Annotated in this window: 23 protein-coding genes; 12 read left to right on the plus strand and 11 right to left on the minus strand. The window is 77.7% G+C overall.

All coding sequences use genetic code 11. The annotated features are described in order from the left end of the window. Nucleotides 1–101 precede the first annotated feature (101 nt). A complete protein-coding gene (locus tag FB458_RS21380) occupies nt 102–272 on the plus strand; it encodes a hypothetical protein (RefSeq protein ID WP_170185678.1) in 171 nt (56 codons plus the stop codon). 11 nt (nt 273–283) lie between these two features. On the opposite strand, the gene FB458_RS13265 is transcribed toward FB458_RS21380, so the two are convergent. Beyond that, nucleotides 284–1,948, minus strand: a complete 1,665-nt coding sequence (locus tag FB458_RS13265; RefSeq protein WP_170185679.1) for a GNAT family N-acetyltransferase — start codon at nt 1,946–1,948, stop codon at nt 284–286. 182 nt (nt 1,949–2,130) lie between these two features. On the opposite strand from FB458_RS13265, the gene secA reads away from it, so the two are divergent. Beyond that, the gene (gene secA / locus FB458_RS13270; RefSeq protein ID WP_141850577.1) at nt 2,131–5,034 is read left to right on the plus strand and encodes a preprotein translocase subunit SecA; all 2,904 of its coding nucleotides are present in this window, start codon (nt 2,131–2,133) and stop codon (nt 5,032–5,034) included. 21 nt (nt 5,035–5,055) lie between these two features. On the opposite strand, the gene FB458_RS13275 is transcribed toward secA, so the two are convergent. Continuing rightward, entirely contained in the window at nt 5,056–5,679 is a 624-nt protein-coding gene (locus FB458_RS13275) for an Rv3235 family protein (protein ID WP_141848908.1), read from the minus strand. Continuing rightward, entirely contained in the window at nt 5,676–6,518 is an 843-nt protein-coding gene (locus tag FB458_RS13280) for a LysM peptidoglycan-binding domain-containing protein (protein ID WP_141848909.1), read from the minus strand. The genes FB458_RS13275 and FB458_RS13280 overlap by 4 nt, the downstream gene beginning before the upstream one ends. A 181-nt stretch (nt 6,519–6,699) precedes the next feature. On the opposite strand from FB458_RS13280, the gene FB458_RS13285 reads away from it, so the two are divergent. Beyond that, a complete protein-coding gene (locus tag FB458_RS13285) occupies nt 6,700–7,251 on the plus strand; it encodes a hypothetical protein (RefSeq protein WP_141848910.1) in 552 nt (183 codons plus the stop codon). Between the two features lie 72 nt (nt 7,252–7,323). Here FB458_RS13285 and FB458_RS13290 read toward each other — a convergent pair whose 3' ends face one another. Continuing rightward, nucleotides 7,324–7,569, minus strand: coding sequence for a helix-turn-helix domain-containing protein (locus tag FB458_RS13290; protein WP_141848911.1), 246 nt, complete (start codon nt 7,567–7,569; stop codon nt 7,324–7,326). Nucleotides 7,570–7,771: 202 nt separating this feature from the next. Here FB458_RS13290 and FB458_RS13295 point away from each other — a divergent pair, with 202 nt between their 5' ends. The 3 genes from FB458_RS13295 (at nt 7,772) to FB458_RS13305 (ending at nt 11,804) form a co-directional block, all read left to right on the plus strand. Beyond that, nucleotides 7,772–8,431, plus strand: a complete 660-nt coding sequence (locus FB458_RS13295; RefSeq protein ID WP_141848912.1) for a CpaB family protein — start codon at nt 7,772–7,774, stop codon at nt 8,429–8,431. Continuing rightward, nucleotides 8,428–9,837, plus strand: coding sequence for a CpaE/TadZ family protein (locus tag FB458_RS13300; RefSeq protein WP_141848913.1), 1,410 nt, complete (start codon nt 8,428–8,430; stop codon nt 9,835–9,837). The genes FB458_RS13295 and FB458_RS13300 overlap by 4 nt, the downstream gene beginning before the upstream one ends. Nucleotides 9,838–10,283: 446 nt before the next feature. Next, on the plus strand, nt 10,284–11,804 hold the full coding sequence (locus FB458_RS13305) for a glycoside hydrolase family 6 protein (protein WP_141848914.1): 1,521 nt from the start codon (nt 10,284–10,286) through the stop codon (nt 11,802–11,804). A 74-nt stretch (nt 11,805–11,878) separates the two neighbouring features. Here the strand turns inward: FB458_RS13305 and FB458_RS13310 are convergent, their stop codons facing one another. Genes FB458_RS13310 through FB458_RS13335 form a run of 6 tightly spaced genes read right to left on the minus strand, consistent with a single transcriptional unit; the run spans nt 11,879 to nt 19,278 of the window. Next, nucleotides 11,879–13,126: a glycosyltransferase family 4 protein gene (locus tag FB458_RS13310; RefSeq protein ID WP_141848915.1), complete on the minus strand. Its 1,248-nt coding sequence runs from the start codon at nt 13,124–13,126 to the stop codon at nt 11,879–11,881. Beyond that, nucleotides 13,123–14,457, minus strand: a complete 1,335-nt coding sequence (locus FB458_RS13315) for a lipopolysaccharide biosynthesis protein (protein WP_141848916.1) — start codon at nt 14,455–14,457, stop codon at nt 13,123–13,125. Before FB458_RS13315 ends, FB458_RS13310 begins: the two co-directional genes overlap by 4 nt. Then, the gene (locus FB458_RS13320; RefSeq protein WP_141848917.1) at nt 14,454–15,344 is read right to left on the minus strand and encodes a hypothetical protein; all 891 of its coding nucleotides are present in this window, start codon (nt 15,342–15,344) and stop codon (nt 14,454–14,456) included. Before FB458_RS13320 ends, FB458_RS13315 begins: the two co-directional genes overlap by 4 nt. Continuing rightward, nucleotides 15,341–17,317, minus strand: coding sequence for a hypothetical protein (locus FB458_RS21385; protein ID WP_170185680.1), 1,977 nt, complete (start codon nt 17,315–17,317; stop codon nt 15,341–15,343). Before FB458_RS21385 ends, FB458_RS13320 begins: the two co-directional genes overlap by 4 nt. A 15-nt stretch (nt 17,318–17,332) precedes the next feature. Continuing rightward, nucleotides 17,333–18,493, minus strand: coding sequence for a glycosyltransferase (locus FB458_RS13330; RefSeq protein ID WP_141848918.1), 1,161 nt, complete (start codon nt 18,491–18,493; stop codon nt 17,333–17,335). Then, entirely contained in the window at nt 18,490–19,278 is a 789-nt protein-coding gene (locus FB458_RS13335; protein WP_141848919.1) for a glycosyltransferase family 2 protein, read from the minus strand. The genes FB458_RS13330 and FB458_RS13335 overlap by 4 nt, the downstream gene beginning before the upstream one ends. A gap of 124 nt (nt 19,279–19,402) precedes the next feature. On the opposite strand from FB458_RS13335, the gene FB458_RS13340 reads away from it, so the two are divergent. The 6 genes from FB458_RS13340 (at nt 19,403) to FB458_RS13365 (ending at nt 25,726) form a co-directional block, all read left to right on the plus strand. Further along, entirely contained in the window at nt 19,403–20,404 is a 1,002-nt protein-coding gene (locus FB458_RS13340) for an SGNH/GDSL hydrolase family protein (protein WP_170185681.1), read from the plus strand. Then, a complete protein-coding gene (locus FB458_RS13345; protein WP_170185682.1) occupies nt 20,401–21,534 on the plus strand; it encodes a glycosyltransferase family 4 protein in 1,134 nt (377 codons plus the stop codon). Before FB458_RS13340 ends, FB458_RS13345 begins: the two co-directional genes overlap by 4 nt. Continuing rightward, the gene (locus FB458_RS13350) at nt 21,531–22,784 is read left to right on the plus strand and encodes a hypothetical protein (protein ID WP_141848922.1); all 1,254 of its coding nucleotides are present in this window, start codon (nt 21,531–21,533) and stop codon (nt 22,782–22,784) included. The genes FB458_RS13345 and FB458_RS13350 overlap by 4 nt, the downstream gene beginning before the upstream one ends. Before the next feature lie 62 nt (nt 22,785–22,846). Next, complete coding sequence (locus tag FB458_RS13355; protein WP_141848923.1) at nt 22,847–24,277, plus strand: WS/DGAT/MGAT family O-acyltransferase; 1,431 nt, start codon at nt 22,847–22,849, stop codon at nt 24,275–24,277. Beyond that, a complete protein-coding gene (locus tag FB458_RS13360) occupies nt 24,274–25,251 on the plus strand; it encodes a patatin-like phospholipase family protein (protein WP_141848924.1) in 978 nt (325 codons plus the stop codon). The genes FB458_RS13355 and FB458_RS13360 overlap by 4 nt, the downstream gene beginning before the upstream one ends. A 40-nt stretch (nt 25,252–25,291) precedes the next feature. Next, nucleotides 25,292–25,726, plus strand: coding sequence for a DUF6912 family protein (locus FB458_RS13365; protein ID WP_141848925.1), 435 nt, complete (start codon nt 25,292–25,294; stop codon nt 25,724–25,726). Here the strand turns inward: FB458_RS13365 and FB458_RS13370 are convergent. Beyond that, nucleotides 25,707–26,237, minus strand: a complete 531-nt coding sequence (locus FB458_RS13370) for a hypothetical protein (protein ID WP_141848926.1) — start codon at nt 26,235–26,237, stop codon at nt 25,707–25,709. The genes FB458_RS13365 and FB458_RS13370 overlap by 20 nt on opposite strands. Between the last annotated feature and the right edge of the window lie 7 nt (nt 26,238–26,244).

The following is a 26,244-nucleotide window of genomic DNA, read 5'->3' on the forward strand; positions in this document are numbered from 1 at the left end:
GACCGTATTGTCGTGGATGTCAGGAATGGGACGGGCGGCCGGGGGGCCGCCGCCGTCGTGACGGGCCGGTGGGGACCGGCCGGGGGAGCAGGGGGTCGACCATGGTGCAGACGGCGGTGACGTCGGTGTTGGCGTCCACGAGCGCGTCGTTCGGCGACGTGGTGGGGCGGGTCGCGGCCTCGGGCAGCGGCTGGTGCATCCTGGCCGTCGGGGTCCTGGCCGTGATCATCGCGGTCATGGTCGTGCGGACCGGGGGCGACGTCGAGGACTGAGGCCGGGGCGCTCAGGTCGGTCCGTCGGCCCGGGCGTCCCACTCCTGCTCGAGCAGGTCGTGGTCGAGCAGGTCGACGTACCGGCCGTCGCCCAGCCGCTCGGCCGCGCGCTGCCGTCCGGTGCGGGTGAAGCCCGCCGACCGGGCCACCCGCTGCGACGGCTCGTTGCCGTCGGCGGCGCGCAGCGTGAGCCGCCGCAGGCCGAGACCCCCCGCGTCGCGGGGCGCGAACGCGTGCCGGACGACGAGGCGCACCGCCTCGGTCATCACGCCGCGGTCCCGTTCGGCGGGGTGCGTCCAGTAGCCGACCTCGGCCTGTCCCGGGGTCGTGCGCAGACCCATGAGCCCGACCGCGCCGAGCAGCCGGTCGTCCCCGACGTCGGCCACCGCGAGGAACAGGCCGGACCCGTCGGCCGCGTGCTCGCGGGTGCGGGCGAGGTACTGCTCGGCGGAGGCGAGCGTGTAGGGGTGGGGCAGGTCCGCGAGCCAGTGCCGCGTCGTCACGTCCCGGCACCCCTCGACGACCCGGGGCAGGTCGTCGGGGGTCACCGGGCGCAGCCGCACGATCAGGCCCTCCAGCCGGGGCAGCCGCAGCCCGCGGGCGGCCGGCGCCGTGGTGGCGGGACCCCCGCCCCACGGGTCCGGCGCGAGCAGCTCGAAGGCGGCGCCGTCCCGCGGCTCGCCGTCGGCGCCCCGCCAGGCGCCGTGCTCGGTGCCCCAGCAGCGGAACCCGGCCCCGCGCAGCAGGGCCTGCGAGGCGAGGTTGGCCCGGTCGGTGACGGCGTGCAGCCGCCGCAGGCCAAGCCCCCCGTCACCGACGGGGGCGAACGCGTGCGCGACGACCGCCGCGATCGCCCCGGGCAGCACCCGCCGGCCCCGCGCGGGTGGGTGCAGGAGGTAGCCCAGCTCGCCCTGGCCGCCGCCCGCCCCCTCGGCGGGCTCGGTGGCCTCGAGGCGGAAGAGGACGACGTAGCCCAGGGGGTGGTCCTCGCCGGCCCGCGTCACCGCCCAGGTGAGCGCCTCGCCGGCGTCCTGGCGGCGGCGCACCCGCGCCAGCCACGCCGGGTACGACGCCGCGTCGGGGTGCGCCCCCGCGGGCAGGAAGAGCCGGCTGTCCTCGTCGGGACCCTCGTCGGGGCCCGGGACGTCGTCGTCGCGGAAGCCGCGCAGGACGAGGTGCCCCGTGCGCAGGGTGGGCAGGACGAGCGGCTCGACCCCGACGTCGTCGCCGGCACGCCGCTCGAGCAGGACGGTGCCGGCGCCGAAGGCCTCCGCCGGGTCGGGCCGGCCCGGTCGCAGGGTCCCGACGGTCCGGAAGCCGGCCCGTCGCAGCAGCCGCAGGGCCGCCCGGTCGTCGGCGTCGACCCGGACCTCGACCCGGGCCGCGCGCCCGGCCTCGCCCCGGGTCGGGCCGACCGCGTCGTCCCCGAGGACGCCGGCCGGGTCGTCCCCGAGGACGAGGTCGAGGACGGCGTCGAGGGCGGCGCGGCCGAGGCCGGCGCCGCGGTGGGCCGGGTCCAGCCCGCCGCGCAGCACGGTGCCGCCCGGCTCGGGACCGTCGGCGAGGACGACCCCGCCGACCCGGCGGCCGGCGGCGTCGAGGACGTCGTACCGGCGGGTCGGGGCCCCGGGCGGGGCGTCGTCCGCCGGACGCAGCTCGACCGACGCGCCCGACATGGCCTCACCCAACCAGCGCCGCCGCGCCGCGGCAAGGCGGCCCGCGCGCGGCCCGCGCGCGGGCATTGGGGCGGCGGAGCGGGCAGCGACTACGCTGATCGCGCCGGCGGGGTCGTGGTCGACCGCGGCCGACCGGGGGCGAGCAACGCCGACGAGAGCCGATGAGAGCAGGGAGCAAGAGCGTGCCGAAGGTCTTCGAGAAGCTGCTGCGCGTGGGTGAGGGGCGCGTCATCCGCAAGCTCGAGTCGGTGGCCGTGCAGGTGAACGCCCTGGAGGAGGACTTCGAGAAGCTGTCCGACGCCGAGCTGCGCGCGGAGACCGACGTCTTCAAGTCCCGGCTCGCCGACGGCGAGAGCCTCGACGACCTGCTGCCCGAGGCCTTCGCCGCGGTCCGCGAGGCCGCCCGCCGCACGATCGGCAAGCGGCACTTCGACGTCCAGCTCATGGGCGGCGCCGCGCTGCACCAGGGCGCGGTCGCCGAGATGAAGACCGGTGAGGGCAAGACCCTCGTCGCCACGCTGCCGTCGTACCTCAACGCGCTCACCGGCAAGGGTGTGCACGTCGTGACCGTCAACGACTACCTCGCGCAGTACCAGTCCGAGCTGATGGGCCGCGTCCACCGCGCCCTCGGCCTCGAGACGGGCGTCATCCTCGCGTCGATGACGCCGGAGCAGCGCCGCGCCGAGTACGCCAAGGACATCACGTACGGCACGAACAACGAGTTCGGCTTCGACTACCTGCGCGACAACATGGCGTGGAGCCCGGACGAGCTCGTCCAGCGCGGCCACCACTTCGCCATCGTCGACGAGGTCGACTCGATCCTCATCGACGAGGCCCGCACGCCGCTCATCATCTCGGGCCCGGCCGAGGCCGCGACCAAGTGGTACGTCGAGTTCGCGCGGCTGGCCAAGCGGCTGACCCGCGGCGAGCTGGAGTCCGGCGAGGGCGACTACGAGGTCGACGAGAAGAAGCGGACCGTCGGGGTGCTCGAGGCGGGCATCGAGAAGGTCGAGGACATGCTCGGCATCGACAACCTCTACGAGTCGGTCAACACCCCGCTCATCGGCTACCTCAACAACGCCATCAAGGCCAAGGAGCTGTTCAAGAAGGACAAGGACTACGTCGTCATGAACGGCGAGATCCTCATCGTCGACGAGCACACCGGCCGCATGCTCGCGGGCCGCCGCTACAACGAGGGCATGCACCAGGCCATCGAGGCCAAGGAGGGGGTGGAGATCAAGAACGAGAACCAGACCCTCGCGACGATCACCCTCCAGAACTACTTCCGCATGTACGACAAGCTCTCCGGCATGACGGGCACGGCCCAGACCGAGGCGTCCGAGCTGAACGCCATCTACAAGGTCGAGGTGCTGCCGATCCGCACGCACCGGCCGATGGTGCGCCAGGACCAGGCCGACCTCGTCTACCGGACGGCCGAGGCGAAGTTCTCGGCCGTCGTCGACGACATCGCCGAGCGGCACGCCCACGGCCAGCCCGTCCTCGTCGGCACGGTGAGCGTCGAGAAGAGCGAGCTGCTCTCGACCCAGCTGCGCAAGCGCGGGATCAAGCACGCCGTCCTCAACGCGAAGTACCACGAGCAGGAGGCGCACATCGTCGCCGAGGCGGGCCGCAAGGGCGCCGTCACCGTCGCGACCAACATGGCCGGCCGCGGCACCGACATCATGCTCGGCGGCAACTCCGAGTTCCGGGCCGTCGAGGACCTCAAGGCGCGCGGGCTCGACCCCGTCGAGAGCCCGGAGGAGTACGAGGCCGCCTGGGACGCCGCCCTCGAGGCCGCCGAGAAGGCGGTCGAGGCGGAGCACGCCGAGGTCACCGAGCTCGGCGGGCTCTACGTCCTCGGCACCGAGCGGCACGAGTCGCGCCGCATCGACAACCAGCTGCGCGGCCGCTCCGGGCGCCAGGGCGACCCGGGCGAGTCCCGGTTCTACCTCTCGCTGCAGGACGACCTCATGCGGTTGTTCAACTCCGCCATCGTCGACCGCTTCATGTCGGCCGCGGGCATGGAGGACAACGAGCCGATCGAGTCCAAGATGGTCACCCGCTCGATCGCCAGCGCGCAGAGCCAGGTCGAGGCGCAGAACTACGAGATCCGCAAGAACGTCCTCAAGTACGACGACGTCCTCAACCGCCAGCGCCAGGTCATCTACGCCGAGCGCCGCAAGGTCCTCGAGGGCGCCGACATGGAGGAGCAGATCCGCCACTTCGTCAACGACGTCATCGACGGCTACGTCGTCGCGGCGACGAGCGACGGGTACGCGGGGGACTGGGACCTCGAGAAGCTGTGGGCCGCGATGCGCACGCTCTACCGGCCGGTGACGGTGACCATCGACGACCTCGCGGAGGAGGTCGGGGGCCGGGACCACATCACGGCCGACCAGCTGCGCGACGAGCTGAAGTCCGACGCCCACCGCGCGTACGACGCCCGCGAGGAGTCCCTCGGCAGCGACGTCATGCGCGAGGTCGAGCGCCGGGTGGTGCTGTCCGTGCTCGACCGCCGCTGGCGCGAGCACCTCTACGAGATGGACTACCTCCAGGAGGGCATCGGCCTGCGCGCCATGGCCCAGCGCGACCCGCTCGTGGAGTACCAGCGCGAGGGCTTCCTGCTCTTCGAGGCCATGATGGAGGGCATCAAGGAGGAGTCGGTCGCCTACCTCTTCAGCGTCGAGGTGACCGCGGCCGAGCCCGAGCAGCCCCAGGTCGGCCTCACGCCCGTGGCCGTGGGCGACCTCGTGGGGGGCCTCGACGGCTCACCGCAGGACGCCCCGCAGGACGCCGTACCGGCCGGGGGCTCGAACGGGGCCCAGAACGGGACCGGTGACGCTGCCGGGGCCGACGGGGGGGAGGAGCCGGCCACCGTCGGCGCCCCCGCCGACGGTGCCGCCGCGGGCCGTCGTCCGGTCATCGTCGCCAAGGGGCTCGAGGGCGGCCCGACCGCCCGTCGGCTGACCTACTCGGCGCCGAGCGACGGCGGCGGCGTCGAGCAGCGGGTCGTCGACGACGTCCCCGACGGTGCCGACACCTCGCCGAAGCGGCGCGGCAAGAAGGCCAAGCGCCGGGGTCGCTGACCCCGGCGCGGCCGGTCGGCCTCAGCCGACCTGCAGCTCGGTGATCACCCACCGGCCGTCGAGGCCGGTGAGGCGCAGGGCGACCGCCCGGACGCGGTCGCCGTCGACGACCACGAGCCCGACCTCGGCCACGCCGTCGGCGGGCTCGCAGACCCGGACCCGGCGCACGACCGGGGGCCGGCGGGCGCGCAGCCCGCGCCGGGCCGCGACGAGGGAGCGCCTCGCCACGACCGCGTGCACCTCCTGCGAGGTCCACCGGACGACCTGGACCGCGGGCCGGGCGCCCCACAGCACCTCGACGAGGGCCTGGCCGATCCGGGCGGCGAAGGGCCCCGGCGGGGGCAGGTCGACGCGGGAGGTGGGCTGCCGATCGAACAGCGGGTCGGGCTCGTCGTCGACGGGACCGGCCGCCACGGCCCGCCGCGCCGGCAGCCCGCCGCGGGCGCGGGCGTCGGACGGGAACGGGGCGGGGGCCAGCGCGAGCGCGCCCTGCACGTAGCCCGTCGGCGCGGGCGCCGGCGCGAACGCCTCGTCCGCCGAGATCACCGGGGGCTCGCGCCGGGGGACCGGCGTCACCCGGATCCTGCCGCTCGCCGTCGTGGGGCTCGGGGTCGTGGGGCTCGGGGTCGTGGGGCTGACGGTCATCGTCCACCTGCCTGGTCGGGGGCCCGCAGCACCTGGCCGGGCTCGATGTGGTCGGGGTCGGGGCCGACGACGGCCCGGTTGGTCGCGTACCAGTCGGAGGTGGCCCGGGCGACGTGGACCGGGTCGGCCCCGGCGGGCAGGTGGGCCGCCGCGATGCGCCACAGGCTGTCGCCGGGCGCGACGACCACCTCGGCGTGCGGCCCGGCGCCCACGAGGACCCGCGGCGCCGCCGGGGCGAGCGCGCCGAGCGAGGGCGTCGTCGCCCGGGTCGCCGTCGGGGCGGTGGGGGATGCGGGGGGAGCGGTGGGAGCGGTGGGAGGGGGCGGCGTCGTCGTGGAGGAGGGCGTGAGGTCGGGGGACAGGCCGGACCCGGCGACCCGGGCCGACCACGCCGCGGGCCCGGCGACGGCGGCCGGGGACGCCCCGGCTCCCGTCGTCCCGCCGGCCGCGAGGGCCGCGACCGGGGCCAGGCCGCCGGCGAGCAGCGCGCCCCCCAGGGTCGCGGAGGCCAGGCGGCGCAGCAGGGCGGGCGTGGCGCGCTCGGCGGCCCGTCGTCCGGCCCGGCCGACCGCACCCGGGGCGGCCGCGGCGAGGCACACGACCACGGCGAGCGCGAGGTAGCCCGCGACGAGGCCGACCGCGGCCCACACGAGCGCGAGCAGCGCGTCGCCGGGGTCGCCGGGACCACCGCCGCCGCGCAGCGGCCACCCCCACACGGCGAGCCGGCCCGCCCCGAGGGCGGTCACCCCCAGCAGGCCCGCCGCCGCGAGCAGCAGCACGGCGCCCACCGACCCGGCTCCGCGCGACGGGCGCCGCGTCCGCCCCTGCTCGTCCCGCATGTCCGGTCCCCTCGACTCGTGGCCCTGGCTGCCGCTCAGGCGTGTTGACCGTCATTTGATGCCGTTTGCTTGCTGATGTCAAGAGCGACACCGGCGTCGGGGTGGGCCCCGGTCTGGGTACGCTCGCCCCTCGCGCGGGCCGGCCGGTCCGCCGGCGGTTGGTCGGGAGGGGACGTGGGACGTGCGCTGGGAACGGCTCTTCGAGGACCTCGAGGCGGTGGTCCGCGAGCAGGAGCGCCAAGAGCTCGAGGCCGAGGTGGCCGACCGCACCCGGCGCGAGCGGGCGCTGCTGGGTCTGCAGGAACGGCTGACGGCGTGCTACGGCACGGGGGTGGAGGTCGAGCTGCGGGTGGCGGGGGTGGGGGTCCTCCGCGGCCCGGTGACCGACGTCGGGGCCGACTGGGTGCTGGTGCAGGAGCATCCGGACCACCCAGTGCTCGTGGCCTACCCGGCCGTGCGCGCGCTCGTCCTGCCCGCGGCCCGGCTGGCGCCGACGGGGGCGGTGGCGCGCGCGTTCGCGCTCGGCGCCGCGCTGCGGGCCGTCAGCCGGGACCGCAGCGTCGTCGACGTCGTCGACGTCGACGGCCACCGCGTCACCGGCACGGTCGACGCGGTCGGGCGGGACGTGCTCGACCTCGCCGAGCACCCCGCCGACCTGCCCCGGCGCTCCGCCAACGTGCGGACCGTGCTGACGATCCCGTTCGCCGCCGTCGCGGCCGTCCGCCGCCGCTGACCCGAGCCGCCCTCACCGGGGCGTCCGCAGCCCGGCGGCACCGGTGCCCGACGGGTGCGGACGCTCGCGGGGTCAGTCCTGCGGGTCGTCCTCGCCGCCGGCGGCGCCGAACGGGTGCGCCGCGACGAACTCCCGGGTCTCGGTGTACATCCGGGCGATGTAGCCCTCGAGCTCGCTCACCTCGACGCGCCACTGCCCGCGACCGCCGACCTTGATGGCCGGCAGCTCACCGGAGCGCACGAGCGCGTAGGCCTGGGCGGCGGAGATGTTGAGGACGTCGGAGACCTCCGACAGCTGGAGGAAGCGTTGGGTGCTCATGCGGTGCGAGGTCCTCGGGAGGGTGGCGGTGCCAGAGGGGTGAGCAGCGGCTCGACGGCGTTATCCTCCCACAGCCCGACCGGGTGACCGCCGTCGTCCACAGGCCTTCCCGGACCCGCTGCGGGGGCCGGGTCGGGTCGGTCATGATGGGCCCGGGACACGACCGGACCGCTCCGAGGAGCGGGGGGGAGAGGGGGACACGGTGGGCACGTCGCTGCCGACGCCGACCGCGACGAGGCTGCGCCGGCCGGGCTGGCGCGACCCCCGGCTGCTCGTCGGGGTCCTGCTCGTCCTGCTCGCCACGGCCCTCGGGGCCCGTGCGGTCGCCAGCGCCCGCGACACCGTGCCCGTCTGGGCGGCGGCGACGACGATCAAGGTCGGGGACCACGTCACGGCGGGCAGCGTGCGCCGGGTCGAGGTGCAGCTCGGCGACCTCACCGGGCGGTACCTCCCCGCCGACCGCTCGCTGCCCGACGACACGTACGCGGTCCGCTCGGTGCCGTCGGGCCAGCTGGTCCCCCTGGAGTCCGTGGGGCCGCGCGCGGACGTCGACGTCCAGCAGGTCGCGGTCTCCGTCGACGCCGTCTCGGCCACCGGCCTGACGGCCGGCTCCGTCGTCGACCTGTGGGTCAGCCGGCGCGACCCCTCGACGACGCAGGAGCGCTACCGCCAGGCCGAGCGGCTGCTGACCGGGGTGACGGTGGCCGGGGTCCCGCAGGACTCCTCGACCTTCGGTGCGTCGTCGGCCCGCTCCGCGGTGCTGCTGCTGGTGCCCCGCGGCTCGGTCGGCGCGGTCATCGCCGGGACCGACGCGCTGGCGCGCTTCACCCTCGTCCCGGCCCCCGGGACCCCCGGGTCGTGACCGGCGTCCTCGTCGCCGTCGGTCCGCGGTGGGACAGCCGGCTGGCCACCGCGGTGGAGGCGGCCCGCGACCTCGAGCTGACCAGGCGCTGTCCGGACCTCGCCGACCTGCTCGCCGCGGCGGCCGCCGGCCTGGGCCGGGTCGCCGTCGTCTCCGACGACCTGCGCGGGCTCGACCTCACCGTCGTCGCGACCCTGCGCGGGCACGGCGTCGAGGTCGTCGGCGCCGGCACCCCGGGCGAGGAGTCGTCCGAGCGCCGGCTGCGCCAGCTCGGGGTCGAGGTGGTCGTCCCCGCGGACACCACCTCCACCGACCTGGCGCTCGCCGTCGACCGGGCGCTGGCGGGGGCCGCGGGTTCCCCCGGCAGCACGCTCCTGCCCGGCCCGGGCCACCCCCACGACCCCGCCGACCCGCCCGGCCGGCCCGGCGGGGGCGGCCCGTCCGCGCACCCGACGGGGCACGGGTCCGACCGCGCCGTGAGGGGTGGCGGGGCGGGGCCCGGCGACCCGTCGCCGGGGGCCGACGACGGGTCGCCCGACGACCCCCGACCCGAGGGGGTGGGGATCGCCCCCGCCACCGGTCGCGTGGTCGTCGTGTGGGGTCCGACGGGCGCGCCGGGCCGCACGAGCGTCGCGCTCAACCTCGCCGCCGAGGCGGCGGGTCTCGGTGTGCCGACGCTGCTCGTCGACGCCGACACGTACGGCGCCAGCGTGGCGCAGGCCCTCTCGCTGCTCGACGAGGCGCCCGGGGTGGCGGCGGCGACCCGCGCCGCCGACCAGGGCACCCTCGACCTGCCGGTCCTGGCCCGGCTCACCCCGCAGGTCCTGCCCGGGCTGCGGGTGCTGACCGGTCTGCCCCGCGCCGAGCGGTGGCCCGAGCTGCGCCCCGCCGCGGTCGAGCGTGTCCTGCAGGTGGCACGGCTGCTGGCCGCGCTCGTCGTCGTCGACATCGGGTTCAACCTCGAGGACGACGAGGAGCTGAGCTACGACACGCTCGCCCCCCGCCGCAACGGCGTGGCCCTCGCCGCCCTGGCCGCGGCCGACGAGGTGGTGGCCGTCGGGGCCGGCGACCCCGTCGGGCTGCAGCGGCTGGTGCGCGGGCTCCAGTCGCTCTCCGCCGTCGGGACGCCGCCGCCGCAGGTCGTCGTCAACCGGCTGCGCGCCTCGGCCGTCGGCCCCGGACCGCAGGCCGAGGTGACCGCCGCCCTGGAGCGGTTCGCGGGGGTGACCCCCGTCGCGGTGGTCCCCGACGACGCGGCCGCGTTCGACGCCGCGCTGCTCACCGGTCGCGTGCTCGCCGAGGCCGCCCCGACGTCGCCGGCGCGGACCGCCCTGCGGGCCCTGGCCGCCCGGCTGGCCCGGGTGGAGGCCCCCGCCCGCCGACGCCGGGCCCGGCTCGGGCGCTGACCCGGGAGCGCCGCCCGCCCGCCGCCACCGAACCCAGCGAATCGCTGGCAAGATTTCCCTTATGTCCGTTATCCTGCTGCTAGCGGTCCGACGGCCGGCTCGCCCCTCCCACGGGGGCGGCCACACGGCGAACGGTCCCCACCCCGGACGCCCGGACCCCCACCGGTCCCCGCCCGACCGCCGCAGCACCCCGCTCGACCCGTAGCACCACGAACCGGCAGCACCACGAACCGGCAGCACCGGTCCCACCGCAGGACGACCTGCTCGTCGTCCGTCCACCGCCCGGGCCCCACACCCGACGCGGTCCCTCCCGCCCCGACGCGCCCGCCGCGACCGGTCGCGGACCTCTCGCGCACGACCACCCCACACACCCCCCACACCGGCGCCGGACCCCCGGGCGCGACCTCGTCGCGCCCTCGGCCCGTACGGCGCCCGAAGGACCCCTCGTGTCCCTCCGCTCGCTCGTCGCCCCGCACCGGCGATCCGCCGCCCGGCGCGGCCCCGCGCCCCTCGGGGCGCTCGTCGCCACCGCCGTGCTCGTCGCCGGCCCCTCTGCTCCGTGGTCGGCGTCCTCGTCCGAGGACGGCGCCGCCGGCTCGTCCCGCGCGGCGGGCGGCAGCACGCTCCGGCTGGTCCCCGGCGTCCCCTCGGACCCGGCCACGACACGGTCGGCGACGCCACGGCCGACGCCGACGCCGACGTCGACGCCCACGCCGACGCCGACGCAGTCGGCGCCCGCGCCGGCGACGCCGGCCCCGTCGACGGACCGCAGCGCCGTCCCCCCGGTGACCGGGACGGGCGCCGCCGCCGACCGGCGGGCCCCCTCCGCGACCGGCCGGTCCGTGGCCCGACCGGGGTCGGTCCGCCTCTCGCGCACCGCGCCGGCGGCCGCCTCGCCCGGCCCCGGCACGAGTGCGGCAGCGGCCGCCTCCACGGCGGCGCCGGCCGGTCCCGCGACCCGTCCCCGACCGGTGCCCGCCCAGGGCGGGCAGGTCGTCGGCATCGGCACGCCGACGCTGCCGGACCCGGTCCCGGTCCCGGTCACCACGACCAACCCGCTGGCCGGCCGACGGCTCTACGCCGACGGCCGGGACTGGACGCAGCAGCAGGCCCTCGGCTCGCTGACCGGCGCCGCCGCCGACACCGTGCGCGCGCTGGCGACCGTCCCCCAGGCGACGTGGGTCGGCCCGGGCGACCGGGTCGAGTGGATCGCCGACTACGTCGACCGGGCGACCGCGGCGGGCGCGCTGCCGTCCCTCGTCCTCTACGCGATCCCGGGGCGCGACTGCGGCAGCTACTCCGCCGGCGGCTCCACGAGCGCGGCGTCGTACCTGGCCTGGGTCGCCGGGGTCCGGACGGCCATCGCCGGTCGCCCCGTCCTCGTCGTCGTCGAGCCCGACGCGCTCGCCCAGGGGTCGTGCTCCGGCACGGCCACCGACACCGCGGCCCGGCTGGCCACCCTGGCCTCCGCCGTCGACCTGCTCACCGCGGACCCCGGCACCGCCGTCTACCTCGACGCCGGCCACGAGTGGTGGCTGACCCCGCAGGAGGCCGCGACCCGGCTCGTCGCGGCGCACGTCGGCCGGGCCCGCGGCTTCAGCCTCGACGTGTCGAACTTCTACGCCACCGACGGCGAGGTCGCCTACGGCCGGCAGGTCGCCGAGCTGGTCCGCACCCTGGACCCCACCGCGGACCCGCACCTCGTCGTCGACACCTCGCGCAACGGCGCCGGCCCGGCGCCGGCCGGTCCGGGCGACTGGTGCAACCCCGCGGGTCGCCTGCTGGGCCACGCGCCCGGCGCGGTGCCCGGTGGGGGCGTCCTCGACGGCTACCTGTGGGTCAAGCACCCGGGGGAGTCCGACGGCTCCTGCCACCCGGGCGACCCCGCGTCGGGGGTGTGGTTCCCGGGGTGGGCCGACGACCTCGTCGCCCGCTCCGTCGCCGCCGGGCTGCTGGCGGTGCGCTGAGACCGCGGCCGACGGGAGGCCGCCCGCCCGGGAGGGGCGACCCGCCGGAGGGGGCGGGTCGGCCCGCGGGTCGGTCAGCCCGTCGGCCGCGCGGCGTCGTACGCGGCCAGGACCCGACGGGCCACCCGCGACGCCGCGAAGTCGCGGGCCCGGGCCGGGCCGGCCGCGCCGAGGGCGCGGCGCCGGTCCGGGTCCGCGAGCAGACCGTCCAGGGCGGCGGCGAGGGCGACGGGGTCCCCCGGGGCGACGAGGAGCCCCGTACCCGCGGTGACGACGTCCGCCAGACCCCCGAGGTCGCTCGCGACGACGGGGGTGCCCGCGGCCATCGCCTCGACCGCGACGAGGCCCAGCGGTTCGGCCCAGCGCGAGGGCACGGCGACGACCGCGGCGGCGCGCATCGCCCCGAGCACCTGCGCGTGCGGCCGCGGGCCGACGCGCACCACGGGCCGGTCGGCGGAACCGGGCGTCACCGGGGTGTCGGCCCGGGCCGCGCCGACGAGGACGAGCGGCACCGGCGCGCGCATCGCCGCGTGCGCCCGCGCGAGCAGGCCGACGCCCTTGTGCTCGCCCAGCTGCCCGGCGAAGAGGACGACGTCGCCGTCGGGGAGCCACCCCGGGCGCGGCGCGGCCGCCGCGGCGTCGAGCGCGTCGTCGGCGACGGCGCTCGGGACGACGGCCACGTGCTGCCCCGGGGCGAGCGGCGGCAGCGTCGCGGCCACCGCGTCGCTGATCGGCAGGAACAGCCCCACCCGCCGCCGGGCGCGCGCGCCGGCCGCCAGCCCGGCGACGAGCGCGGTCCCCTTGGCGACCCCGTAGAACCCGGCCGCGCAGGGCAGGCAGCGGTCCGCGCGCGGACCGGGGCAGACGACGTCGAGCCGCCGTCGCGGCACGAGCGTCCTCGTCGCACACCGCAGCCCGTAGTCGTGCAGCGTGTGGGCCAGCAGGGTGCGCGGCGGCAGCTCCACCCGGGTCGCCGAGGCCAGCACCCACCCGTGGGCGTGCAGCACGTCGGCGCCCGTACGACGCACCGTGGCCGCCAGGTGCCGCACGACGCCGGGGTCGGGGACGGTGGGGTGGAACCGGTGGGTCGGGTCCGCGGCGAACCGGTCGACCACGGCGCCGAGTCGGGTGGCGACCCGCTCGACGCGGACCCCGTCGCGCTCCTCGACGGCGGGCAGGCCGGGCCCGGCCAGGGAGACGACCGTGACGTCGTGCCCGGCCCGGACCTGCGCGACGGCGAGCGCCTCCACGGCCTGCTCCATCCCGCCCGGGACCGGGGGGTAGCCGTCGACGGCGTGGACGATCCGCACGACGTCCCTCACGCCCCGGCCGACGGCATCGCGGGAGCCCCCACGCGCACCCGCCAGGGCCGGGCGGCCAGGGCCCACAGCGCTCCCGCGGTCTGGGCCGCCAGCCAGCACCACCCGACCGCGGCGATCCCCAGCTGCGGCAGCAGCAGGGTCGAGCCGACGAGGGTGGCGAGCGTCATCAGCCCGTTGAGCGCGACGGCGGTCCCGAGCCGGTCGGTGGCGCGCAGCACCGACACGGCGACGTTGGTCACCGCGTCGGGCAGCGCGGCGACCGTGAGGAGCAGGAGCAGCAGCCCGCCGGCGGCGGGGTACTCCGGGCCGAAGAGCCGCAGCAGCAGCCGCCCCGCGAGGAGGTAGACGACGACGGGTCCGGCGAGCAGCAGCGCGATGATCCGCGCGCTGCGGCGCACCGCCTGCGGGATCCCCGCCGGGTCCCCGGCGGCCGCGTCGAACAGCGACGTGGAGACGGCGGGGCTGATGACGGCGAAGACCGACCCGAGCATCCAGGTGACGTAGAAGTGCGCGTTGTCGGTCGGGGTCAGCACGTCGACGACGAGCACCGGCAGCAGGTACGTCGTGAGCATGGCGGTCACCGTGATGAGGTGCTGGCCGACGACGGAGCGCCCGATCAGCCTCGTCTCGGGGCCGACCCGGCGCAGGTCGGGCCGCAGCGAGTAGCCGTCGCGCCGGCCACCGAAGGCGGGCACGCAGACGACGAGCGACAGCACGGCGGACAGCGACCACGCGGTCAGCACCTGCACCGGGTGGCCGTCCACCGCCAGCGGCAGCAGGACGACGGGGAGGCGGGTGGCGGACGCGATCGCGTTGCGCAGCAACATCATCGAGCCCCGGGCCCGGGAGATGCAGACGAAGTCGAAGAGGCTGCCGTGCGCGGTCGCGACCGTCCCGACGACGAAGAGGACGGCTCCGGCCGGGGTGCGCAGCGACGGGCTGACGTGGAAGACCCAGCCGCCGAGCCAGAGCGCGGCGACCCCGCCGACGAGGGAGGCGACGCTCGTGGTGACGAGACCGGCGGTGACCCGCTGGCGCCACTGCGCCGCCCCCTGGGCGCGCGGCAGCCACTCGATCATCGCCGCCGCCGGCCCGATCGCCGCGACGAGGGTCGCGGCCATGAGCAGGCTCGTCACCGCGGCCCCGTCGCCGCTGACGTCGGCACCGGCGACCCGGGCCACGGTGAGCCAGATGACGTAGCCCAGGCCGCTGGTGACGACGGTCGTCAGGACGATGGCGGCGCTGTTGCGGAAGAGCCGGTCGTGCCCGAGGCGCTGCCACGTCGAGCGGGCCAGCCCGACCAGCCCGACCAGCCCCGGCGCCGCGGTCACGGCCGGACCTCGAGGACGAGGTCGAGCGTCTGCGCGGCCCCGGCGTCCCCGACGGTGAGCGCGACGCGGTAGAGGCCCGGGGTGGTCGGCGCCGTGGCGGAGACGGTGCCGGCGCGGGAGGCGGTGGCGCCCGTGGCGTCGGCGGGCGGCGCGGCCTCGCCGCGGGTCACCTCGCCCGCCGCGGCCCCGGCGACGGTGAGGGTGACCGGGGGGTCGGTGGGCAGCGGCTCGTCGTACGCGCGCAGGACCCAGCCGACGGTGACCCGAGCGCCGGGGGCGACGACGAGGCCGTCGGGCGAGGAGATGGGCGGGTCGGTGAGGGCCAGCTGCGTGTAGCGCTCCACGCGCTCGGTGAGGAGGGCGCGGGCGCCCGCGACGGCGCCGACGAGCAGGAGGACGGCGCCGAGCGCCGGCAGGACGACCCGGCGGGCGACCAGCGCCGTCCGCCGGCGGTCGTGGCGGCCCCCGCCCGTACGGCGCCCCGCGGTCGCCACCAGGTGCAGCGCCGCCGCGACCGCGCCCGCCGCGACGAGCAGCGAGGTGGTCGTCACCCGCACCCCGAGGGCCGGGGTCAGGACGAGCCCGAGCAGCAGGGCCGAGCCGAGGGCCGCGACGACCCCGAGGAGCACCGGGACGACGACGCGCAGGGTGCCCTCGTCGACGACCGCGCGGCGCTCGGGGGCGGGCCGCGCCCCGAGGACGAGGGCCCCCAGCGCCCGACCCGCGACGAGGACGACGACGGGCAGCGAGAACAGCGTGCGCACCGGGCTCGGCGCCCCGGCGAGCGCGATCCCGACGGCCGACGCGACGAGGGCGACCCCGGCCAGCGCCTCGAGCGCCCGCCCCGACACCGCCCGCCCGGCCCCCGGCCGGTCCCCGGGCCTCACGGGACCGTCCCCAGGGTCCGCCCGACCCGGCTCAGGTCGAGCCGGTAGACGCGCAGGTGGTCGGTGCTCATCACCCGGGAGGCCCACGGCACCGTGTCGAGGCGCTCGAGGAACGCGCGGGGCGTGGCCCGACCGCTCAGCGGGTCGGCGTCGCCGTAGTTGTCGCCGTTGAAGGCCGGCGCGTCGGCCATCCGGGTGTCGACGACGAGGTAGTCGTACCGGGACTCGACGAGCTGGCGCACGAGGTCGGGCTCCGGGTCGCGGTCGGTCTGCGCGAGGTCGGCGGCTGGGAAGCCGGTCGACGGGGTGGCGACGTAGACGCCGCCGTACGCCGACAGGGCCAGACCGGTGTAGCGGTCCGCGACGGCCCGCACCGGCCCGTCGGGGCCGACCGCGATGCCGAGCTGCTCGGCGACGGTGCGCGCCTCGGCGCTCGCGGAGTTGGTGTCCGAGCCCCAGGTGAAGGGGCCCGGGAAGCGGTAGGGGTCGTTGAGCCCGGCGCCGACGTTGCCGACCATCACCGCCGCGAGGGCGAGCACCCCCAGCCGCGGCCACCACCGCGCGGGGACCCGACGCAGGGGACCTGGCGCCCGCGGCGGGTGGGCGACGGCGAGCGCGACGAGCAGCGCGACGCCGGCGTACGTGAAGGCCCACGACCGGCGCGCCCCCTCGGCACCCATCGGCGCGAGGATGAAGGCGACGGACGGGAAGTAGACGAGCCCGAACACCATGAGCGCCAGGGTGTCGCCGGACCAGCGGGTCCGGGTGCGCCGCACGAGGAGCACCGCCCACAGGCAGACCAGCCCGACGAGCAGCGGCGCCAGCCCCGACAGCCCGCGCTCCCACAGCGGCTGCGACGACGCCGCGAGCAGCCGGCGACCCGTCCGCCCGTCGCCGGAGGCGATGTCGCCCAGCTGGGTGACCGAGCTGCCGGCGTACGGCGAGAGGTAGCCGAGGGTCGCGCGCGCGGCGAGACCGACCCACAGCCCGGCCAGCCCGAGCACCGCCGCGGTGACGACGGGCCACACCCGCGGGTGCGCGGCCGGGGCCGGGACCACGACGTCGTCCCCCGGGCCGGGCGCCCCGGCCCCGCGCGGGCGGGTCCGGCCGAGCAGCCGGGGACGCACTGCCTGACCGAGGGTGACGAGCAGCAGCACCCCGGCGAGCGACAGCGTCGTCAGGTGGTGGGTGACCACCGTGGCCGCCGCCACGAGGACCGCCCCGGCGACCAGCCCGCGCCGCGCCCCCGGGCGCGGCTCGCGCGCGGCGAGCGAGGTGAGCGCGAGGACCCAGAGGAACCACGGCATCGTCACCGACTCGTAGGCGTACTGGGTGTCGAAGTAGAGCACGGAGCTGTTGAGCGAGTAGACGACCGCGGACACCGCCCCCGCGCGCGCCGAGCCGAGGTGCACCTGCCCGAGGACGAGGACGGCGAAGAAGGCCAGCACGTGGGCGGACAGCACGAGCAGCAGCCCCGACCCCCACACGTCGAGCCCGGACAGGGCGTGCACGAGCGCGGTGAGCGCCGACGTGCCGGGGTAGTCCGCCGCGATGGGGATGATCGCGTTGGGCGGGCGCAGCGCCCCGCCGGCGAGGACGTCGAGCGCCTCGCGCCAGTGCGCGTACTCGTCGTGGTACAGCGGTCCCGCGGGGTTGCGCAGGTACTTGGGCGCGGCGGTGACCAGGGCCAGCAGCGCGAGCCCGAGGACCCGGTCGCGCCGGTGCGTGCCGGCCCGGACGACGAGGACCGTCACGGGCAGCGCGGCCAGCAGCAGGCCGGCCCAGAAGACGGCGTAGTACAGCTGTGCGCAGGCGCCGGACCCGGACAGCCGGTAGGCGAGCCCGACGACCGGGATCCCGGCCGCGGCCGCGAGCACCACCGCCACCCGGGCGGACGTCCGGACCCCCCGCGCGGCGGTGGTCCCGGTCCCGCCGGGCGCCCGGACGAGGTCGCCCGCCGTCACCGCGTCCACGACCCGACCCCCACGTCAGCCCGCGGCGGACCCGGGCCGGGCGAGCCGGTCCAGCGCCGCCGTCGTGCGGTCCCACGAGTGCGGGTCGGGGAAGCGCTCGTGCCGGACGGGCTCGAGGTCGAGCAGCGCCTGCCGCAGCCCGGCCACGTCGTCGGGCGGCACGAGCCGTGCGCCGGGGTAGTCGCGCACGGCCTCGACGAGACCGCCGACGGCGTAGAGGACGACGTGCAGGCCGCGGCTCATGGCGATCTGCAGCGGCCCGCTCGCCGAGCCGCGCCGGTAGGGCAGCACCACCGCGTCGGCGGCCGCGAAGTACGCGCCGGCGGCCTCGTCGGTGACGTACTCGTTGACGACCTCGACGCGGTCGCGGTGCCGGCCTCCGGCGAGCATCCGCGTCGGCCGGGTCCAGCCCTCCCACGTCTCGCCGACGACGGTGAGCCGGAAGCGCCGCGCCTGCTCGTCGGTCAGCCCGTCGAACGCCTCGGCGAGGTCCTCGAGGCCCTTGTAGGGCCGGATGAGCCCGAAGAAGAGCAGCCGCGTCACGTCCTGCTCGTCGCCCGCCCCGGACCCCCCGGGCGGCGTCGCGGTGGTCGGCAGGTGGTCGTACGGGCCGTGCGGGGCGACCTCGACGTGCAGGTGCGCCAGCGTGTCGCCGTACGCCTGCTGGAGCATCTCCCGGTCGTGCTCGGTGTGCACGAGGGCACCGGAGGCCAGGCGCAGCAGGGTGGGGACGAGCGCGGCCCGGTACGGCGCCACGAGCGGCACCGCCGCCTCGCCGGTGTCCTGCAGCTCGTGGAACTCCAGGACGACGGGGACCCCGAGCCGGCGCGCGGCCAGCGCGAGGGCGAGGTAGGTGTGCAGGGTCGCCGCCGTCCACCACTGCAGGACGAGGACGCGCGGCCGGCGGCGCCGCAGGTGGGCGAGCGCGCGGACCAGCCCGGCGCCGTACCAGTCGACCTGCGCCGCCACCCGCACCCGCGGGTCGTAGGCGAGCGACGACAGCGGCGCGCCGACGCGGTGGCCGCCCGGGTAGAGCCGGGCCGGGACGAGGCGGTCGAGGAGGACGACGTCGACGTCCTGCCCGTCCTGCGCCAGCGCGTTGGCCAGCCGGCAGGTGTAGACCGACAGCCCGGACAGGAAGCGGAAACCCGGGCCGACGAGGCAGACGCCGCTCACCCGACGCGCCGGTGCTCGGGGCCCGCGTCGGCCGGGACCCCGCCCGTCGGCCGCGCGACCGGACCCGCCGACGCCCCCGTCGGGGGCAGCGGCCGCGCCGGGGCGAGCCGCACCCGGACGAGGACCGCGAGGCGGCGCAGCCCCTCCCGCACCGTCGGGCCGCGGCCCTCAACCGGCGGGCGGCCCCGGTAGGAGACCGCCACCTCGTAGGGGCGCACACCGGCGCGCAGCAGCCGCGCGGTCAGCTCGGTGCCGAGCGCGGCCCCGGTCCTCTCGAGGCCGAGGGCGCGCACGTGCGCGGTCGGCACGACCTTGAGGCCGGCGTGCAGGTCGGTGAGGCAGGACCCGTAGAGCAGGTTGGCGGCGAGCGTCGTCGCCCGGCCGCCGACGGCGGCGCGGAACGACGGGAAGCGGGTGTGCAGCCCGAGCACCCGCACCCCGAACACGTGGTCGGCGACCCCGTCGAGGACGGGGGCCAGCAGCGCGGGGACGTCGTCGGGGGAGTACGCGAGGTCGGCGCCGAGGACGAGCACGTGGCTGCCCGACGCCTGGCCGACGCCGGTCCGGACGGCCGCGCCGCGCCCCCGGGGACGCTCGTGCCGCACGAGCCGCACCCTCGGGTCGTCCACCGTCTCCAGCCGCTCCCACGTCGCGTCCTGCGACGCGTCGTCGACGACGACGACCTGGGTGGGGCAGGGGTAGTTCACCGCGAGGACGCGGCCCACCGCGGTGAGGACGCCCGCCGCCTCGTCGTGGACCGGCATGACGACGGTCAACGTGGTCATCGAGCTCCTCACGTCGGGAGCCCAGGAGGGCTCACGGCGGTTCCCCCTGCCGACGGTCGCCTACCATACCGGGCAGAAGCGACTCTTCCGTCAGCCGCGCCGTCCACCCACCGCAGGGAGCCCCGTGCCGAGACGCCCGCGCCGACGCCCGGCCCTCCCGGCCATCATGACCCTCCTGGCGGTCCCCCTCGTCGCGCTCCTCGGCGGCTGCGCGCCGTCGCCGACCCCCACGTCCACCCCGTCCACCACGGCCACCGCGACCGCCGCGACCGCCGCCACGGGCTCCCCTCCCGGCGCGGCGACGTACGTCTCGGTCGGCGACTCGTACGCCGCCGGCTACCAGCCCGGCGGCTTCCCCACGGACCAGGGCTTCGCCGTCCAGGTCGTCCGCCGCCTCGCGGGCACCCCGCGGGCGCTCGAGCTCGTCCAGCTCGCCTGCCCGGGCGCGACGACCGACTCGGTCCTCACCGAGACCCGGTGCACGTCCCCCTACGGACCGGACCTGCTCGCCCACCCGGGCACGACCCAGCTCGCCGCGCTCGAGCAGGTGCTGGGCGAGCGGGCCGGCCGGGTGCGGCTGGTCACCGTCGTCCTCGGCGGCAACGACGTCCTGCCGTGCCTGGACCGCGACGACGCGGCGGACTGCGTGCGCGCCGCCCTGCCCGGCCTCACCACCCGCTTGGGCACCCTGCTGGCCGCCGTACGGCGACTCGCCCCGACGGCGACCGTCGTCGGTCTCGGCTACCCCGACGTGGTCCTCGGGCAGCTCGCCCGGGGCGGCGAGCGCGAGGCCGCCCGCGCCCGCGCCTCGGTCCCCGTCTTCCGCGACCTGCTCGGCCCGGCGCTGGCCCGGACCTACGCGGCCGCCGGCGCGCGCTTCGTCGACGTCGCCGCGCTGACCGGCGCCTACGACCCCCTCACCCCGACGACGACCACCGTGCAGGGCCGCCGGGTGGCGGCCCCCGTCGCCCGGGTGTGCGCGCTCACGCACGTCTGCACCCGGGACGACATCCACCCGGACGCGGCGGGATACTCGTTCTACGCCGACCGCGTCCTCGAGGCGCTGCCCACCACGAGCCCGAGGACGAGCACGATCGCCACCACCTCCGCCGGGCCGCGCCCGTGAGCCCCGCCCGACCGGACCGGCTGCGCGTCACCGTCGTCAGCCCCGGCTACCCGCCCGACCGCGGCGGCGTCGAGGAGCACGTCGCCCAGGTCGCGCGCCGGCTCGCGGCCGGGGGCGACGCGGTCCGGGTGCTCGCCGGCACGCCCGACCCGGCGCTGCGCGGGCGCGAGGACGTCCTCGACGGGGTCGTCGTGCGCCGCTACCGGTCGCTGCCGACCCCGGGCATGACCACCGCGCCGGGGCTCGTCGTCGCGGGCCTGCGCGAGGCGGGCCGCGGCGACGTCCTGCACGTGCACAGCTACCACGCCCTCAGCGGCCTCGCCGCGCTCGCCGGACGGCGCCACCCGGTCGTCCTCACCCCGCATTACCACGGGACGGGGCACTCGGCGGCGGCCCGCGTGCTGCACGGCGGCTACCGGCACCTCGGGGCCCGGCTGGTCGCCGCGGCCGACCGGGTGGTCTGCGTCTCGGCCGCCGAGGCCCGGCTGCTCGAGCAGGACTTCCCCGGCGTCGCCGCGCGGACCACCGTCATCCCCAACGGCGCCGAGACCGCCGCGATCCGGGCCGCCGACCCCTGGCCCGAGCAGGGGCCGACCGTCCTCGCCGTCGGGCGGCTCGAGCCCTACAAGGGGCACGACCGGGTCGTCGAGGCGATGCCGGACGTCCCCGGGGCCCGGCTCGTCGTCGTCGGGCGCGGGCCCGAGCGCGACGGGCTGCGGGCCCTCGCCGCGCGGCTCGGGCTCGCCGACCGGGTGCGGGTCCTCGACGACGTCGCCACCCCCGAGCTGCACCGCTGGCTGCGCACCGCCGACGTCCTCGTCTCGATGTCCGCGCACGAGGCGTTCGGGATGGCGCCCGTCGAGGCGGCGGCGGCCGGCTGCCGGACCGTCCTCAGCGACATCCCCGCCCACCGCGAGGTCGCCCGCGAGCACCTGCACGGCAGCGCCACCCTCGTCCCGCGGACGGCGGGGCCGACGCTGCTGGCCACCGCCGTGCGCAGCGCCCTCGAGGAGACCGGGCGCGAGGGCCGCGTCCGCGTGCGCGTCCCCGACTGGGACGACGTGGCCGCCCGCACCCGTGAGGTCTACCTCGAGGTCCTCGACGCCGCCGGGGTGGGAGGCGCGGCGTGAGCCCACCTCCGGGGCGACGGGTCGCCGCGGTCGACCGGGCCTGGGCCGGGCGGTACGCCGCGCTGCTCGTCAGCGGGGTGCGCGTCCCCCCGGTCGACGTCGTCCGCGCGACGGTCCGCGCGGTGGTCACCGGCCGCCCCGACACCCCGTACGGCGCCCTCCTCGACCCGCGGCGCCTGCGCTGGGTCCCCGTCGACCCGGACCGGGTCGAGGAGCACCTGGACCGGGTCGTCGTGGCCGGCCCCGACCCCCGGCCGGGGCAGGAGGAGGCCGCCCTCGAGGACCTCACCCGCGGCCACGAGGAGGACCTGCCGGTCCGGGTCACCGTCGGGCCGACGTCGCTGGGCTGCACCGCCTCGCACATGGTCGGGGACGCCGTCACGACCGCGCTGCTGCTGCGCTCGCTCCTGCTCGGCGACCCCGGCCCGGTGCTGCGCGAGCGCCGCCTCGACGCGGGCCTGCTGGGCCGGGCGGCCCTCGCGCAGACCCGTACCCACGCCCGCGACTGGGCCCGCCTCGCCGTGCAGCGGCGCCCGGTCGGGGCCGGTCCGCGGGGCCGGGGGGCCGGCCCGCCCGACCGGGTCGACGCGGGCCCCGGGTCGGGCACCCGCCTGGTCGGCACCCGGCTGGAGCCCGCCGACCTCGCCGCGGTGAGCCGCTGGCGCAACGCCCACGCCCCCGGCGCCCCGCTCGCGGCGGCGCTGGCCACGCTGTCCGCGCGGGCCCTCGTCGACGCCGGCGTCCCCCTCGACACCTCCGGCCTCTTCACCCTCGTCGACCTGCGCCGCTACCTTGTCGGGCTCCCCCCCGGCACCGCGGTCGGCGGCAACCTGGCCAAGGCCGTCCGGCTGCCCTGCGACCTGCTCGACCCGCGCGCGGTCGGCAGCGCGCTCGCCCACGTCGTCGCCAGCGGGCGACCGGTCCCGGCGACCGTGCTCGGTGCGGTGGGCGCGCTGCTCCGGCCCCCGTCCGCCGGCGGCGGGCCGGGCGCGCCGCTGCGGCTGACCTTCAACACCGTGCCGGGCCTGCCGGGCAGCGACACGCTGCCCTGGCTCGAGGGCCGGCGCGGGCGGTACGTCGGCGCCGGGTTCCCGGTGGCGCCCGACGGCCTCAGCCTCGTGGCCCACCGGCTGCGCGACCACCTCGAGCTGACCGCGAGCGTCGCCCCCGGCACCGTCCCCGCCGAGCTGGTCCGGGACGCGCTGCGCAGCCTCGTCGGGGGGACCCGCCCCGGCGGTCCGCCGCTGTGAGTTCCCGGACACGGTCCGGTCACGGACCCCGCGCGCCGTACCCGCTCTGACACGATGAGGCGGTGCCCGACCGGCTGACGTCCCTCGACGCGTCGTTCCTCTACCTCGAGGAGCCGACGACCTTCATGCACGTCGGCTCGGTCATGGTGTTCGAGACCCCGGCGGAGGGGTTCTCGCTGGAGGAGCTGTCGACCCTCGTCCAGCGGCGGATCGTCGGCTACCCGCGCTTCCGGCAGAAGGTGCGCGAGGTGCCCGGCCGGCTGGCCAACCCGGTCTGGGTCGACGACGAGGCGTTCGACCTCAGCTACCACGTGCGCCAGTCGGCGCTGCCGCGCCCGGGCGGCGACGACCAGCTGCAGGAGTTCGTCGCCCGCATCCAGTCGCGGCCGCTCGACCGGCGCCGGCCGCTGTGGGAGGTCTACCTCATCGAGGGCCTCGAGCTGGACCGCTTCGCCGTCGTCACCAAGACCCACCACGCCCTCGTCGACGGGGTGCACGCCGTCGACATCTCCCAGCTCGTCCTCGACGGCGAGCCGGGCGAGCCCGCGCCGGTCACCGACGCCTGGCGCCCGCGCTCCGAGCCCACCGACCTCCAGCTCGTCGGCGACGCCGTCGTCGACAACCTGCTCGGCCCCAGCCAGGCCCTCGACGCCGTCCGCGGGGGCGCCAACGAGGTCCGCGAGGTGGGGGAGCGGGTGCTGCGCGGCGTCGGCTCGCTCCTGTCGACCGTGGCCCGCGGCGCCGCCCGCCCGGCGCCGGTGTCGCCGCTCAACGCCGAGATCGGCGCCGCCCGCCGCTTCGTCATGGTCGGCACGGACCTCGAGGACCACCGGCGGGTGCGCGCCCGGCTCGGCCAGGGCGCCTACGCCGAGGACGTGAGCATCAACGACGTCGTCCTCGCGACGATCGCCGGCGCGTTCCGCACCTGGCTGCTCACCCGCGGCGAGCCGGTCGGCCCGGGCTCGGTCGTGCGCGCCATGGTGCCGGTGAGCATCGACGGCGCCGGCGACGGCAGCGGCGCGGGGGTCGGGCACCGGCTCACCGCGTGCTTCGTCGACCTGCCCGTCGGCGAGCCCGGCGCGTCGATGCGCCTGCACCAGGTCGCCTTCGCCATGCGCCAGCAGATCGAGGGCGGCCAGGCCGTCGGCGCCGAGCGGCTCGTCGGCCTCGCGGGCTTCGCCCCGCCGACCCTGCACGCCCTCGGCGCCCGGCTCGGGTCGGCGATGTCGCGGCGGCTGTTCAACGTCGTCGTCACCAACGTCCCCGGACCGCAGTCGACGCTCTACGCCGGGCACGCGCCGATGCTCTCGACCTACCCCGTCATGCCGCTGGCCCGCGGGCAGGCGCTCGCCATCGGGCTGACGTCGTACGACGGCGGGGTCTACTACGGGCTCAACGCCGACCGCAACGCCATGCCCGACGTCGAGGTGCTGGGGCAGAGCATCGTCGACTCGCTCGCCGAGCTGTCGCAGAAGCGCGAGGGCGCCGGGTGACCCGGCCGCGTCGGGGGCTGGTCGTCGGTGGCGGCGGGGTCCTCGGCGCCGCGTGGGCGGTGGGCGCGCTCACCGCGCTCGAGGAGACCCTCGGCGTCGACGTGCGCGAGGTGGACGAGCTGGTCGGCACCTCGGCCGGGTCGGTCCTCGTCACCCTGCTCGCCGCCGGGGTGTCGGTCGCGCAGATCCGCACCCACCAGCTCGAGGGCCACGTCGACGAGGGGCCGCTGGCCGGCTTCACGTGGGACTACGAGTCGGCCACCGGAGGCGACCGCCCGCCCACGCCGCGGGCCGGTCTCGGCTCACCGGTGCTGCTGCGCAAGGGGATCCGCGAGCTGCGCCAGCTGCCGCCGACCGCCGTGCTCGCCGCGTTCCTGCCCGAGGGCCGCGGCCGGCTCGACAGCGTCGGCGCGATGGTGCGCCACGTCGTCCCGTCCGGCTGGCCGCCCCGGGCGGGCCTGACCGTCGCCGCCGTCGACTACGACGCGGGGGTCCGGGTCCCCTTCGGCCGCGAGGGTGCGCCGGTCGTCGACGCCGCCGAGGCGGTCATGGCCTCGTGCGCCATCCCCGGGTGGTACGAGCCGGTCCGGATCGGCGAGCGGCGGTTCATCGACGGCGGCACCTGGTCCTCGACCAACCTCGACCTGCTCGTCGGGCGCGGCCTGGACGAGGTCTTCGTCCTCGCGCCGCAGGTCTCCTTCGACTCGGACGCCCCGTCCGCGCTGGTCAGCCGGCTCGAGCGGCAGTGGCGCAACCGGGTCACCGCGCGGGCCCTCAAGGAGGTCGCCGTCCTGCACGCCGACGGCGCCGAGGTGACGATGATCGGCCCCGGCCACGAGGACCTCGAGGCGATGGGCGGCAACCTCATGGACGTCAGCCGCCGGCCTACCGTCGTGATCACGTCGCTGCGCACCTCGCTCGCCGCGCTCGCCGACCCGGCCGAGCTGCCCGAGCCCCGTTCCGACAGCCTCTGACCCCCCACCCGAGAGCACCCGAGAGCCCCCGAGGAGCCCCGTGCACCAGTGCCGCGTCTACCTGCCGCTCGGCCCCGCCGGCGTGCGGACCCTCCACCAGGACAAGGGGATCCGCGTCGCCGACGGGTACGCCGTGACGACGGCGCTGGAGCGCGCGCACCCCGAGGAGGACGAGGAGGGCCTGGAGTACCTCGCCCTGCAGGACGCCCTCGCCGCGGGTCTGGCGGCGCGCGAGTCGCGATCGTCGCTCGTCGTCGTCGTGGCCGCCGACGTGCCCTCCGACCGGCTCGACCTGCGCGCCCCGGCCACCTCGCCGCCGAGCCGTCTCGCGCTGCGCGACGCCGTCGCGCTCGGCAAGGTCGTCGCGCTGCACGTCGAGGAGCCCCCGGCCGGCGGCAGCGACGAGCCCGACCTGCTCTGGTACGACGTCACCGAGCTCGCCGAGGTCGTCCGGCTCACCGCCGCCGGCCGCTGACCTCCGCGCGCCGCTCGCCCGGCAGCCGGCCGTGCCGCAGCTGCAGGTGCTCGGGCCAGGGCAGGACCAGCCGCCCGCCCGCCGGCACCGCGCGCCAGGCGTCGACGAGCTCGGCCAGCCGGGCCTCGATCCGCCCCCGGAGCCGCTCGTCGACGTCCGGGTGCGGCCGCATCCGCCCGTCGGGCCCGACGAGCCCGGCCAGCAGCTCGGAGCGCTCGACCTCGTGGCGGCCCGCGCGGCCGACCCGCTCGGAGCGCTGCCGCTCGGCGAGGGTGCGCGGGTGGCCGGTGCGGAAGAACCCGCCGACGTCCCCGCCCGCGGCGACCTGGCCGTAGATGCCGAGGGTCAGCCCGGCCACCTCCTCCACCGCGAAGTGGACGAGGTCGTGCGGCAGGTCCGCGCCGCCGGGCCCGGGGCGCACGACGACGTCCGCCCCGACGTCGTACCGGCCACCGCGCGTCGCCCCGATCCGGTAGCGACGGCCGTCCACCCGCTCGAGGACCACGTCCACGACCCCG

The sequence above is a fragment of the Lapillicoccus jejuensis genome, from assembly GCF_006715055.1.
Classification (GTDB): domain Bacteria; phylum Actinomycetota; class Actinomycetes; order Actinomycetales; family Dermatophilaceae; genus Lapillicoccus; species Lapillicoccus jejuensis.

Excerpts from the sequence above, each read along its gene's own strand:
- FB458_RS13290 (WP_141848911.1), bottom strand. The coding sequence starts at position 7,569 with ATGAGCACCCAACGCTTCCTCCAGCTGTCGGAGGTCTCCGACGTCCTC.
- FB458_RS21380 (WP_170185678.1), top strand. The coding sequence starts at position 102 with ATGGTGCAGACGGCGGTGACGTCGGTGTTGGCGTCCACGAGCGCGTCG.
- FB458_RS13265 (WP_170185679.1), bottom strand. The coding sequence starts at position 1,948 with ATGTCGGGCGCGTCGGTCGAGCTGCGTCCGGCGGACGACGCCCCGCCC.
- FB458_RS13275 (WP_141848908.1), bottom strand. The coding sequence starts at position 5,679 with ATGACCGTCAGCCCCACGACCCCGAGCCCCACGACCCCGAGCCCCACG.
- FB458_RS13335 (WP_141848919.1), bottom strand. The coding sequence starts at position 19,278 with ATGACCACGTTGACCGTCGTCATGCCGGTCCACGACGAGGCGGCGGGC.
- FB458_RS13280 (WP_141848909.1), bottom strand. The coding sequence starts at position 6,518 with ATGCGGGACGAGCAGGGGCGGACGCGGCGCCCGTCGCGCGGAGCCGGG.